Annotated in this window: 11 protein-coding genes; 1 reads left to right on the top strand and 10 read right to left on the bottom strand. The window is 73.0% G+C overall.

All coding sequences use genetic code 11. The features are described from left to right. Positions 1–37: 37 nt before the first annotated feature. From AB0I11_RS02740 to AB0I11_RS02710, 7 genes are all read right to left on the bottom strand, one after another. A complete protein-coding gene (locus AB0I11_RS02740) occupies positions 38–505 on the bottom strand; it encodes a DUF4442 domain-containing protein (protein WP_357309556.1) in 468 nt (155 codons plus the stop codon). Between the two features lie 66 nt (positions 506–571). Continuing rightward, positions 572–1,879, bottom strand: a complete 1,308-nt coding sequence (locus AB0I11_RS02735) for an ABC transporter ATP-binding protein (protein WP_357309553.1) — start codon at positions 1,877–1,879, stop codon at positions 572–574. 156 nt (positions 1,880–2,035) lie between these two features. Beyond that, positions 2,036–4,228: a bifunctional glycosyltransferase family 2 protein/CDP-glycerol:glycerophosphate glycerophosphotransferase gene (locus tag AB0I11_RS02730; RefSeq protein ID WP_357309550.1), complete on the bottom strand. Its 2,193-nt coding sequence runs from the start codon at positions 4,226–4,228 to the stop codon at positions 2,036–2,038. A 16-nt stretch (positions 4,229–4,244) separates the two neighbouring features. Then, positions 4,245–6,182, bottom strand: coding sequence for a DUF5941 domain-containing protein (locus AB0I11_RS02725; RefSeq protein ID WP_357310314.1), 1,938 nt, complete (start codon positions 6,180–6,182; stop codon positions 4,245–4,247). A gap of 38 nt (positions 6,183–6,220) precedes the next feature. Beyond that, positions 6,221–6,964: an ABC transporter ATP-binding protein gene (locus AB0I11_RS02720; RefSeq protein WP_357309546.1), complete on the bottom strand. Its 744-nt coding sequence runs from the start codon at positions 6,962–6,964 to the stop codon at positions 6,221–6,223. Then, positions 6,965–7,792, bottom strand: coding sequence for an ABC transporter permease (locus AB0I11_RS02715; protein WP_357309543.1), 828 nt, complete (start codon positions 7,790–7,792; stop codon positions 6,965–6,967). A gap of 64 nt (positions 7,793–7,856) precedes the next feature. Continuing rightward, positions 7,857–9,227 (bottom strand): L-serine ammonia-lyase, encoded by a 1,371-nt coding sequence (locus tag AB0I11_RS02710; protein WP_357309538.1) that lies wholly within the window; start codon positions 9,225–9,227, stop codon positions 7,857–7,859. 702 nt (positions 9,228–9,929) lie between these two features. Between AB0I11_RS02710 and AB0I11_RS02705 the strand changes: the two genes are divergently transcribed. After that, positions 9,930–10,127, top strand: a complete 198-nt coding sequence (locus AB0I11_RS02705; RefSeq protein ID WP_357309534.1) for a PspC domain-containing protein — start codon at positions 9,930–9,932, stop codon at positions 10,125–10,127. A 226-nt stretch (positions 10,128–10,353) separates the two neighbouring features. Here the strand turns inward: AB0I11_RS02705 and AB0I11_RS02700 are convergent, their stop codons facing one another. From AB0I11_RS02700 to AB0I11_RS02690, 3 genes are all read right to left on the bottom strand, one after another. After that, complete coding sequence (locus tag AB0I11_RS02700) at positions 10,354–11,118, bottom strand: DUF4230 domain-containing protein (protein WP_357309530.1); 765 nt, start codon at positions 11,116–11,118, stop codon at positions 10,354–10,356. A 202-nt stretch (positions 11,119–11,320) separates the two neighbouring features. After that, a complete protein-coding gene (locus AB0I11_RS02695; protein ID WP_357309527.1) occupies positions 11,321–12,481 on the bottom strand; it encodes an acyl-CoA dehydrogenase family protein in 1,161 nt (386 codons plus the stop codon). 31 nt (positions 12,482–12,512) lie between these two features. Further along, positions 12,513–12,818 (bottom strand): type II toxin-antitoxin system VapB family antitoxin, encoded by a 306-nt coding sequence (locus tag AB0I11_RS02690; RefSeq protein WP_046566293.1) that lies wholly within the window; start codon positions 12,816–12,818, stop codon positions 12,513–12,515. Positions 12,819–12,916 lie beyond the last annotated feature (98 nt).

Here is a 12,916-nt window from a genome sequence, read left to right as displayed (position 1 = left end):
TATCCACCGGCCCCGCTGGGCAAACCCGATTCGGCCGTCAGCGGTTCGGGCGGAGCGTCCAGACGACGGTGAGGGCCGAGGTGACGGTGCCGTCCTCGGTGCCGATCTCCACCTCGACGGGGAACTCGGGCCGCTGCCCGGCGTCCAGCTCGGCGAGCACCTCGGCGGGGGCACGGCCCAGCCGGGCGGTGGCCCGCACCGGCCCGACGGCGACCTTCTGGTAGCGGATGGTGGCGGTCACCGCGAGCGGCACCGCCCGGTCGAGCACGGTGCCGAAGGCGGCGAGCACCACCGCCCCGGAGGCGGTCTCCCCGAGCGTGAACATGGCGCCGGCGTGCGGGCCGCCGACGTGGTTGTGGTGGGCCGGGTCGTCGGGCAGCCGGACGACGGCGCGTACCCCGCCCTCGGCCTCGGGCGCGACCTCGACGAATTCGATTCCGAGCGTGCGGGCGAACGGCACGGCCTCCAGGAGACCGGCCGCGACCTGGCGAGAGTCGACGGTCATGCCCGAACGCTACTCGCCAGTAACCAGCGCCGGCAAGGCCGGCCTCCCCGCCCGGGGAGGCCGGAATCAGCGCCAGCCGACATCGATCCGGTCACCCCGCTCGTCGAAGAAGTGCAGCGCGTCCATCCGGATCTGCACGGAGAGCGGGTGGCCCGCCGACACCGCCGGGTACGGGGCCAGCCGGACGGCCAGCTCGGCCGGGCGGCGGTGGTGCCGGCCGGGGTCGGGCAGCACGCTGGTCCGGTTCCCGCCGCCGACCGGGGCGGCGGCCTCCGGCGCCTCGGCGGCCCGGCCGGTCAGGCGCTGCATGACCTGACCGAACCGGCGCAGGCCGCGCTGGCCGGGCAGGGCGTTCTCCACCGGGGTGCCCATCTCGTCCACCACGATGGCCGTGGCGCCGATGTCGAGGAAGGCCAGCGACTCGTGGCCGTGGTGCTCCAGGTACCGGATCCGGCCCTGGAGCACGTCACCCGGGGTGTCCGGGGCGACCGGGGTGAGCGCCTCGGCCCGCATGCCCACCACGATCCGCTCGCCGTGGTAGTGCGCGACCGCCCGGCTGCGGATGTCGTCCCAGGGCAGGTAGAGCGACTGCTCGCCGAGGTTCAGCGCGACGTACCGGTCGAGGTGGACGTAGACCGAGGCCTCCAGCAGGTTCATCCGGGGGCTGCCGAGGAACGCGGCCACGTACAGGGTCGCCGGCCGGCCGTACACCTGGGTGGGGGTGCCGACGTCCTGGAGCACGCCCTTGCGCATGATGGCGACCCGGTCGGCCATGGTCAGCGCCTCGGCCTGGTCGTGGGTGACGTAGATGGTGGTGACGCCCAGCTCGCGGGTGAGGCCGGAGATCTCGGCGCGCAGCTCGGCGCGGAGGCCGCTGTCCAGGTTGGAGAGCGGCTCGTCCATCAGGAACAGTCCGGGCCGGCGCACTATCGCCCGGCCCATGGCGACCCGCTGGCGCTGGCCGCCGGAGAGCTGGCTCGGCTTGCGGCCGAGCACGTCGCCGATGCCGAGCGCGCTCGCCACGTCGTGGATCCGCTCCCCGCGCGGGGACGGTTCGACGCCGGCCAGCCGCAGCGGGAAGCCGATGTTGTCGCCGACCGTCATGTGCGGGTACAGCGCGAAATCCTGGAAGACCATGGCGATCCTCCGGTCCCGCGGTGGCAGGTCGTTGGCGACCTCACCGTCGAGCATCACCGCCCCGGTGGTGGGGTCCTCCAATCCGGCCACCATCCGCAACACGGTGGACTTGCCGCAACCCGAAGGGCCCAGCAGCACCATGAACTCGCCGTCATTGACGTCCAGATTGATGGTGTCGACCGCGACCGTTCCGTCCTGGAAGACCTTGGTGACATCCTTGAGCGCGACGGTGGTCACCGTCTCCTCCCCAGTGCTCGGCTGAACCCGGACATGACTGTGACCAGGATCATCGGATCAGCACATCGGGTAAACGTTCCATGTTCCCCCCGTGACAGACCGATTACAGCGGATCGGCGGGTACCGATCAGTAAGGTGACCCGTCGGTAACCCCGCTCAGGCCAGCTCGCCGAGGAACACCCGCCGGACCACCCGCTCCGCCGCGTGGCCGTCGTCCAGCGCGCAGAACCGGGCCCGGAACCGGTCCCGGGCTCGCTCGGCAGCCGGCCCGCGTACCGTGCCGGAGCGGAAGACGTCGAGCAGGGCCGGGAAGTCGAGGGCCACCGCCCCGGGCGGCTCGGCGAGCAGGTCGAAGTAGACCCCCCGGGCCACCCGGTAGGCGTCCCAGTCCGGGGCGTACACCACGATCGGCCGGTCCAGCACGGCGTAGTCGAACATCGCCGACGAATAGTCCGTGACCAGCACGTCGGCCGCGAGGTAGAGGTCCTCCACCGAGTCGTGGCCGCTCACGTCGAGCACCCCGCCGGCCGCGGCCGGGCCGCGGGGCCGCCGGTCCCGGTCGTGGAAGTAGTGGCTGCGCATCAACAGCCGGCCGGACGGGCCGAGCGCGTCCAGCATCCGGTCCGGATCGAACGGCGGCCGCCAGCCGGGCAGGTGCTCCCGGTGCGTCGGGGCGTAGAGCACCACGTACTCGTCGGGGCCGAGGCCCAGCTCCGCGCGGACCTGGCGGCACTCCTGCGGGGTGGCCAGGGCGAGCCGGTCGTTGCGGGGGTAGCCGACCTCCAGGGAGGTGTACCCGGCCGGGTACGCCCGCTCCCACATCTGGGTGGAGAAGCTGTTCGCGCTGACGCTGTAGTCCCAGCGGTCCACCCGGTGCAGCAGCTTCGTGAAGTTCATCCCCATCGCGCCGACCGGATACCGCTGCTGGTCCAGCCCCATCACCTTGACCGGGGTGCCGTGGTGGGTCTGCAGGTGCACCGAGCCGGGCCGCTTGCGGACGAAGTCCGGGAAGTTGACGTTGTTGACCAGCCAGCGGGCCCGGGCCAGCACCCGGTAGTAGTCCGGGCTGCCGGCGACCACGTACTCCACGCCCGGCGGCAGGCTGGCCACCCGGTCCCGCCGCACGATCCACACCCCGCGCACCTGCGGCGCGAGCCGGCGGGCCGCCGCGTAGATCGCGGCCGGGTTGCAGGAGTACCCCCGGTACCAGTACGCGGCGTAGACGGCCAGGCTCGGGTCCAGCGGCCGGTGCAGTTCGGCCCGGTAGTACTCGCGCAGCGCCGCGTCCCGGGCCCTCCGGGCGGCCCGCCGCGCCTTCGGCAGCGCCCGGCGCCGGGCCCGGCGGGCGACCCGCACGGCCGTCTCGGCCACCTGGTTGGCGTCGCGCAGCCCGCTGAACGTCCGCCACCGCCCGGCCGCCACCAGCCGGTGCTTCAGCCCTTCCACGCCGGCCGGCACCGGGTATCCCTCGGGCGGCCGAAAGCGGACGTGGTCGGCGTGGATCTGGGTGAAGAACGCCGGCCGCAGCTCGGCGGCGATCCGCTCGCCGTTGCCCAGCACCGTCAGGTAGTGCCAGATCATCCGCTCGAAGACGGCCGGGCGCAGTGGGGCGACCGCCGGCCCCCACCGGTCCATCAGCCGGAACACCCGGTGCCACTGGGCGAAGACCTCGAAGTGCCGGTCGCCCCGGGTCCGGGTGATCGCCCCGGTACGGCGCTGCCGGTAGTTGAGGCAGACCCGGTCGAGCACCCCGATCCGGTCGGCGGCCATCAGCGCCGGATAGCTGAACGAGACGTCCTCGTACCAGCCCGGTTCGAAGCGCAGCCCGCGGTCGAGCAGGAACTCCCGCCGCAGGACCCGGTTCCAGGCGGTGTGCAGCAGCCGTACCGCCTCCGGCCGGTCCCGCAGCCGGAACGTCTCCTCGCCCACCGGTTCGGGGAAGACGTCGCGCATCGCGCTGCGGGTGCCGGTGTTGTTCCAGTGGGCCCGGACGTGGTCGACGATCAGCACGTCCGGGTGGGTCGCCACCAGCCGGTCGGCGACGTGCGGCAGGCAGCCGGGGACCAGCCAGTCGTCCCCGTCGACGAACCAGACGTACTCGCCGACGGCCCGGTCCAGCCCGATGTTGCGGGCCGGACCGAGGCCGGCGTTCTCGGTGAGGCGGACCGGGCGGACCCGGGGGTCGCGGTCCGCGTACTCGAGCAGGATCTCGCCGCTGCCGTCCGGGGAGGCGTCGTCGATGCCGATCACCTCGAGGTCGCCGTAGGGCTGCTCCAGGATGGAGTCGAGGCACTCCCGCAGGTAGCCCTGCACCAGGTAGGCCGGTACGACGAAGCTGAGCAGAGTCATCCCGGCCGGCCCTCCGTCAGCCCGGCAAGCGCTCACCCCCGTTCACCGGGACCGGCGTCCGGCGGGCGCGGGCCGGCAGGACCACCCAGGCGAGGGCCACGCTCGCGACAAAAACCACGAGAAGGTACGCACCGAGTGTAGCCAGAGCAATGCTCACGATTCCGGCGTTTGCCGCTGCGGCCAGCAGGAGGGAGCGCCCCTCCCAGCCCAGCGAGGCGGCGTGCAGCGGCGGCGCGGCCTGCCGCTTCTCCAGCCGGGCGGTCAGGTCGTAGTGGTGCAGGGTCAGCACGAAGACGTACCCGAAGATCAGCCAGGCGGGCGCGCCGCCGAGCACCCCGACGGCGATCGCGAACAGGTACTCCCCGGCCCGCAGCGCGGCGGGGACCAGCCAGTCCAGCGGCCCGTCCGGCGTGGCCCGGACGCCCACCGCGGCCAGCAGCCAGACCAGCATGGCCACCCCCACCAGCCAGCGGGGCGTGTCCGCACCCCACCGCCAGGCGAGCAGCAGCAGCGCCAGCGGCGCCAGCGCCGGCAGCACGGTCAGCCCCAGCACACCCACCCCCGGGCGGGCGGCGCGCAGCAGGACGCGGGTCAGGCCCGCGGGCAGGGCCGCCGCGAACCGCCGGACCAGCGGGCCGTCGTCCCGGTGCAGGGTCACGTCGACCGTGGTCAGCACCGGCACCTTCATCCACCGGGCGCGCAGGGTCCGCAACGCCCCGGTGTACGCGAACGCCAGCGTGCCCCAGACCAGCACCGCGCAGAGCGCCACCAGCGGGCCGAAGAGCGCGGCCGCCAGCGCGATCAGCGCCCACCGCTCGCCGATCGGGAAGACCACCGTCCGCTTCAGCCAGTACGACACCGAGCCGGTGTCCGCCTGCACCTTCGTCGAGGCGGCGTTCAGCTTCCCGCCGATGCCGTCGGCCGCCCCGGCCGCCGGACGCGGTCGCCGGGCCGCCTCGTCGTGCAGCACGCCGTACCAGGCGTCGGTCATGTGCCGCACGGTCTGCAGGGTCATCGCGGCGATCGCCAGCGCCCAGCCGTGGCGGAAGCCGGCGTGCGTTGCGCCGTAGCCCAGGCCGGCGTAGACGACGTACTCCTTGGCCCGGTCCGCCATGGTGTCCAGCCAGCCGCCCCAGGCGCTGAAGTGCCGGGTGTAGCGGGCCAGTTGCCCGTCCACGCAGTCCAGCACGAAGCCCAGGTAGAGCAGGACCCCGCCGGCGACCAGGGCGGGCCGCCCACCCGCCGCGAAGAGCAGCGCGGCGGCCACCGCGAACGCCACCGAGATCATGGTCACCGCGGTCGGGCTCAGCCGCAGCCGGGCGGCGGCCTTCGTCACGTACGGGGACCAGGTGCTGACGAAGAAGGTGGTGAAGAAGTCGTCCCGCTCCTTCACCGACAGGCGCAGCTCCGCCCGGTCCTCGTCGACCCGGGCCACCGCCGCACCGGCCGCCCGCAGCTCCGCCTCCGTGCCGACCCGGTGCGCCACGAGCAGGCGTACCCGGTGGGCGAAGGTCAGCGTGCCGGCGGCCGCGAGCGCGGCGAAGAGCCGATCCACCGTGCCCCCCTGGCCCGCCGCCGTGCGGGCGGCGGCCGCGAGGGCCGGCAGGTCCCCCGGCCCGACCCGCAGCGCACCGCCGAACACGCCGGTCGCCCCCACGGGCTCGTCGACGCCGACGACCTGGCCGCGTTCCTCCCGGACCGTGGCCTGCCCGGCCGCCGACGGGTCGGTCAGCACCAGGGCCACGGTCGGGCCGACCGGGCTGGTGGCCAGGTGCCGGAGCACGGCGGTGTGCGCCACCAGGTCGGCCCCGCTGACCAGCACCGGGCCGGTGGCGCCGGTGACCAGCGCGGCCAGTTCGGACAGGTCGGCGGCCACCCGGACATCGGCCGCCCCGGCGTCCCGCCACTGCCCGGCGAGCCGGTCGGCCAGGCGCTCCCCGGCGTCGGTGGTCAGGCCCGCCGCGGCACCCGCGGCGAGCACGATCGCGAGCGTCACCGCTTGGCCCCGCCGGCGTACGCCCGCAGCGCCTCGTCGATGGTCCCGTCGACGGTCAACCGTCCGGCGTCGAGGTAGAGCCCCCGACGACAGAACCGGGTGAGGTCCTTTTCGTTGTGTGACACCAGCACCAGCGTGCGCCCTTCCGCGAGGAGTCGCTCGATGGTCGCATAGCACTTCGCGCGGAACTCCGCGTCCCCGACCGCGGTCACCTCGTCCATCAGCAGGATCGGGTGGGGCAGTTGGGCGATCACCGCGAAACCCAGCCGCACCTTCATGCCGGAGGAGTAGTGCCGGACCGAGGTGTCGATGGAGCGTTCGATCTGCTCCCCGGCGAACGCGACGATCTCGTCGAAGTGTTGCCGCAGGTAGCCGGCGGAGAGGCCGTGCAGGCCGCCGACCAGGTAGAGGTTCTCCCGGCCGGTGAGGTCGTTGGAGAAGCCGGCGGAGAGTTCCAGCAGCGGGGCCACGTCGCCACGGACCCGGATCCGGCCCTCGTCGGGGATCAGCACCCCGGCGATCAGCCGCAGCAGCGTGCTCTTGCCGGTGCCGTTGCGCCCGATCACCCCCACGGTCTCACCCGGCTCGATCCGGAACGACACGTCCCGCAGCGGCCAGAAGTCGCCCGCCCCGGCGTCCCGCCCGCCCCGGTGGATCAGCAGCTCGCGGAGGCGCAGCTGGCGGCGGCGGTTGCGGACGAACCGGATGCCGAGCCCGTCCGCCTCGATGATCGCCGCCATTCAGAGTTCCTTGAGCACGGCCGGTTCCAGCCGGCGGAACGACCACCAGCCGAACGCCAGCACGAGCAGGCTGCCCAGCACGGTCACCGCGAGCAGCCGGGCGTCCGGGAACTCGTCCGGGTACCAGATCGCGTGGTGCAGCTGGAAGATGCCGACCAGCGGGTTCAGCTCGTACCCGAACTTGACCCAGGCCGGCATGCCGGAGTCCCGGACCAGGGCGAGCGGGTAGATGATCGGGGTGGCGTAGAACAGCAGCCGGATGATCAGCCGCATGAACCGCTCGATGTCCCGCATCAGCACGTTGGCCGCAGAGAGCAGCAACGCCACCCCCACCAGCAGGACGAACTGCACCCCGACGGCCAGCGGCAGGGCGAGCAGCGACCAGCCGGGGTGGATCTCGCCGTGCGCCGCGTAGACCGCCGCGATGGCGATCAGGATGGGCAGGCCGGCGAGGTACTCGGCGAACCGGCCGGTGACCCGGCCGATCGGGAAGACCTGGCGGGGCACGTTCATCGTGGTGATCAGCCGGGCCTGCCCGGTCAGCGCGTTGGCCGCCTCGGTCAGCGCCGAGCTGGCCCACATCCAGGCGAAGATGCCGGTGATCAGGAACAGCGGGTACGACCCGGCCGCGTCACCCAGGTGCCGGCGGGTGGCACCGGAATAGAGCACGCCGAAGACGAACCAGTAGATCAGGCCCATGCCGAGCGGCTCGATGAGCGACCAGAGGTAGCCCAGCACCGACTGCTGGTACTTCACCGCGAGGTCCCGCCGGACCAGGATGCGCAGCGAGTGGCGGGCCGACCAGAGCGCGGCGACTCCTGTCGTCACCGCCCCATCCTCGCCGCCGGCACCCGGCACCGGCGCTCGTACCGGCCGCGTCACCCCTTCGGGTTCAGCACTCGATCACGTTGACCGCGAGCCCGCCCCGCGCCGTCTCCTTGTACTTGACCTTCATGTCCGCGCCGGTCTCCCGCATGGTCTTGATGACCTTGTCCAGCGACACGTGGTGCACCCCGTCGCCGCGCAGCGCCAGCCGGGCCGCGGTGATCGCCTTGATGCTGGCCACCGCGTTCCGCTCGATGCACGGGATCTGCACCAGGCCGCCGACCGGGTCGCAGGTGAGCCCCAGGTTGTGTTCCATGCCGATCTCGGCGGCGTTCTCCACCTGCTCGGGGCTGCCGCCCAGCGCCTCGGCCAGCCCGGCCGCGGCCATCGAGCAGGCCGAGCCGACCTCGCCCTGGCAGCCGACCTCGGCCCCGGAGATCGAGGCGTTCTCCTTGAACAGCACGCCGATCGCGCCGGCGGCGAGCAGGAACCGGACCACCCCCTCCTCGGAGGCGTCCGGCACGAAGCGGGTGTAGTAGTGCAGCACGGCCGGGATGATCCCGGCGGCGCCGTTGGTCGGGGCGGTGACCACCCGCCCGCCGGCCGCGTTCTCCTCGTTGACCGCGAGGGCGAAGAGGGTGACCCAGTCCATCGCGCGCAGCGGGTCGCTGGCGTTCGCCTCGGCCGCCAGGCTCCGGCGCAGTTCGGCGGCCCGGCGGCGGACCTTGAGCCCGCCGGGCAGCACGCCGTCGCGCTCACAGCCGCGCGCCACGCACTCCCGCATCACCCGCCAGATCTCCAGCAGTCCGGCCCGGACGTCGGCCTCGCTGCGCCAGGAGAGCTCGTTGGCGAGCATCACCTCGCTGATCGACAGCCCGGTCTCGGCGGTGACCCGGAGCAGCTCCGCGCCGGTGAGGAAGGGGTACCGGACCCGGGTGGCGTCCGGCTTGATCCGGTCGGCCCCGGCGGCCTCCTCGTCGACCACGAACCCGCCGCCCACCGAGTAGTAGGTCCGGGCCCGGACCTGGTTCCCGGCCGCGTCCAGGGCCACGAAGGTCATCCCGTTCGGGTGGTACGGCAGCGAGCGGCGCCGGTGCAGCACCAGATCCCGGTCCGGGTCGAAGTCGATCTCCTGGACGCCGAGCAGGCCGAGTCGCCGCTCGGCGCGGATCCGCTGCACCCGGGGCCCGACGGTGTCCGTGTCGACGATCTCCGGGGCCTCCCCCTCCAGCCCGAGCAGCACCGCCCGGTCGCTGCCGTGGCCGTGACCGGTGGCGCCGAGCGAACCGAAGAGTTCGGCCCGTACGCCGGCCACGTCGGCGAGCAACCCGTCGGCCTTGAGCCCGGTCACGAAGGTCCGGGCGGCCCGCATCGGCCCTACCGTGTGCGAGCTGGACGGCCCGATGCCGACGCTGAAGAGGTCGAAAACACTGATCATGGCTGCACTTCCTCGCCGCCGCGCCCGTCGTGCGGGCGCGGACCGAGTGGTGCCGCCCCGGGGCCGGGACGGCGGGCGGGTCCCGGGTTGCGGGTGCCCGACCGGCGAGCCTACCCGCCCAGCTCACCCGGCGACCCGAACCCGCCCTCTCGCCTCCCCTCACCCCGCATCCGGCTATCGCTCACGTCGCCCCCGGTGCCCAATCGCCCTCGGGCACCGCGACGGCGACCGGCCCCGCCTCTCGGCGCCCCGACTTCGACCGGCCCCGCGTCTCGGGCGCGCTCTCCGCATCGGGACGTCCCGACATCGAGATCTTGGTAAGAAGCGGCCCTTATAGGGGCCGTTTCTCACCAAGATCTACAGCTGTCCCAGGATGCGAATCGCGGCTCCCCGGATGTGGGAGAACCTCGCCGGGTCGGGTGGCGATCGGGCAGCAGCCGGCAGCGGGCGAGCGGGGGCGGGTGGGGCAGGGATGGTGGCGGGAGAGCGGGGGCGGTTGGGCAGGGATGGTGGCGGGAGAGCGGGGGCGGGTGGGCAGGGATGGTGGCGGGAGAGCGGGGGCGCGTCGGTGGGGGGTCGGCGGGGTAAGCACCTACGGGTGCCGGGGCCCCTGATCCTCCTCGGGACCGAGGGCGCGGCAGGTAGCCGTTTCTAGCCTGGAATCCAGCGCGGCGGATCGCCGCGGAGTTGGGAGTACGACTGATGAGTCGCAAACTGGTCCGGCCCCGCCAGGGGCGCATGTTCGCCGGCGTGTGTGCCGGCCTGGCCCAGCGGTTCGGCCTCTCGGCCGGGATGGTCCGGCTGCTGTTCCTGCTGTCGCTGCTGCTGCCCGGCACCCAGGTGATCGTCTACCTGGTGCTCTGGATCCTGATGCCGAACGAGGACCGGGTGCGGTACTGACCCACCGCGCGGCCCGCCCCGCAGGCCGCGAGCACGGCAACGCGCCGGCGAGGACGTCCGCTCCCGGGGTGGTGCGCCTCGGGTGCGGCCGCCCGGCAGGCCGGGAGCACGGCAACGCCCGCCCCGCCGACCAGGCCGGGAGCACGGCAACGCCCGCCCCGCCGACCAGGCCGGGAGCACGGCAACGCCCGCCCGGGCGGGCCGGGCGGGCGTTGGGGTCCGCCGTTCAGGGTGCGGTGTAGCTGACCGTGATCTTGGTGTAGCCGAGCGAGCGGAGCAGCCCCTCCAGCATCTTGCGGGTGTTCTCCTGGGCCCGGGCGGTGAGCCCGCTGTCCCGGGCGGCCGCGCCGATCCGGTCCTCGGCGAGCTGGTAGACCTGCTGCTGCCGGTTGGGGTCGCCGCCCACCAGGTCGTTCAGCCGGTTGATCAGGCCGCGCTCCTCGGCGAAGACGTAGCTCTTGTCCATGTCGAGGTCGGTCTCGCCGAGCTGCGGCGCCGGCAGCTTGATCTCGACCGACTTGCCGTCGTCGGAGACCACCACCGCCCCGTCCGCGATCTTGGAGAAGTCGACGTACGCCTCGACCCGGCCGGCTCCGACGAAGAGCGTCCGCTCGTTGAGCAGGAAGTCGGGCACGTTGCGCCGGTCCTTCTGCACGTCCACGACGACCTGGAAGTTGCCCTCGGCGGCCACGTAGCGGCTCAGGTCGCGGATCGACTTGAGCAGCGGCGGTTGGCTGCGGTCGGTCTGCTCCTTGGCGAACGGGTTGCGGAAGTCCGGCAGGAGGCCGGTGGCCTGGATGCCGAGCAGCACCACCACGGCCAGCGCGACCGCGCCGAGCACCCCGAGCAGACCGCGCACCGGACGCGCCGACGAAGCCGGGGCACCGGCCCCGGGCTCGGGTGGAACGTCCGACCGGGCGCGGAGCGACTCCCCGGTCGGGTATTCCGGAAACTCCCTGGTGGGCTCGCTGATGTCACCGTCGCGGGCCATCGCCCCTCACCATCCTCGTCAGAAACATCGACTGAGAATGACGGTACGGCCACCATGCGACAGTCGCTCGTCGAGCGACCCGAACGGGTGAATCCGGGTTTCGACGGAGTCGGTGGACTGATCCACCGGGAAGCCCTCCGTGCCGAAGATCGGCGGGTCGAGGGCCCCAGCAGGCGGGTGCCGGCGAGCCGCGGTGGTCGATTCAGGCGAAGGCGGAGAGCCCGGTCAGCTGCTGGCCGATGACCAGCTGGTGGATCTCGGAAGTGCCCTCGTAGGTCAGCACGCTCTCCAGGTTGTTGGCATGCCGCATCACCGGATATTCCCCGGAGACCCCGTTGGCGCCGAGGATGGTCCGGCACTGCCGGGCGATCTCCAGGGCCTCCCGGACGTTGTTCAGCTTGCCCACGCTGACCTGCGCGGGCCGCAGCCTTCCGCTGTCGGCGAGCCGGCCCAGGTGCAGCGCGAGCAGCAGGCCCTTGTTCCACTCGACGGCCATGTCGGCGAGCTTGGCCTGGGTGAGCTGGAAGCCCGCGAGGGGCTTGCCGAACTGGGTCCGGGTGGTCGCGTACGACAGGGCGGTCTCCAGGCAGTCGCGGGCCGCGCCGAGCGCGCCCCAGACGATGCCGTGCCGGGCCTCGGTCAGGCAGCTCAGCGGCGCCTTCAACCCGACCGCCTCGGGCAGCCGGGCGTCCGCCGGCAGCCGCACGCCGTCGAGGGCGATCTCCCCGGTGAGGGAGGCGCGCAGCGACATCTTGTGCCGGATCTCGCGCGCCGTCACGCCAGGCGTGTCCATCGGTACGGCGAAGCCGCGTACCCCCTCGTCGGTGCGCGCCCAGATCACCCCGACGTCGGCGATCGGCGCGTTGGTGATCCACATCTTGCTGCCGGTGAGGATCCAGTCGTCGCCGTCGCGCCGGGCCCGGGTGGCCATCGAGGCCGGGTCGGAGCCGTGGTCGGGCTCGGTCAGCCCGAAGCAGCCGATCGCCTCGCCGGCGGCCATCGCGGGCAGCCAGCGCTGCTTCTGCTCCTCGCTGCCGTAGCGCCAGATCGCGTACATGGCCAGCGAACCCTGCACGGAGACCAGCGAACGCACCCCGGAGTCGCCGGCCTCCAGCTCCAGGCAGGCCAGCCCGTACGCGACGGCCGTCGCGCCGGCGCAGCCGTACCCGGTCAGGTGCATGCCGAGCAGGCCGAGCTTGCCGAACTCGCGGGCCAGCTCGCGGGCCGGGACCTGGCCGTCCTCGTACCAGCCGGCGACGTGCGGGCGGACCCGGTCGTCGATGAGCCGGCGCACGACGGCGCGGATCTGCCGCTCCTCCTCGCTGAGCGACGCGTCGATGTCCAGCAGGTCCAGCGCAGTCATGCGGCCACCTTAACGAAGACTCAGGAAGACGTCACTCGCCCTGACCGCTGAGCACCAGCACCCGGGCGTGGATCTGGTTGCGCTGCTGGAGCGCCGCGCGCAGCGCCCGGTGCAGGCCGTCCTCCAGGTAGAGGCCGCCGTTCCACTGCACCACGTGCGGGAAGAGGTCGCCGTAGAAGGTCGAGTCCTCGGCGAGGAGCTTGTCCAGCGCAAGCTCGCGCTTAGTGGTGATGAGCTGGTCCAGCCGCAGCGGGCGCGGCGGAATCTCCGCCCACTGCTTCAGCGTGAGGTTGTGCTCCGGGTAGGGCCGCCCGTCCCGGACCGCTCTGAAGATCACGGCGCGCTTCCCTCCCCCTGGCCGGCCGGTGATGTCGGTGCCAGCCTAACCGCACCCGGCACACCGCGTTTTACTCCCTCATGTCGGTTTCGCCACGC

This window comes from Micromonospora sp. NPDC050495, from assembly GCF_040655175.1.
In the GTDB taxonomy this organism is placed as follows: Bacteria; Actinomycetota; Actinomycetes; order Mycobacteriales; family Micromonosporaceae; genus Micromonospora.
This window is presented reverse-complemented; position numbering and strand designations above follow the sequence as displayed.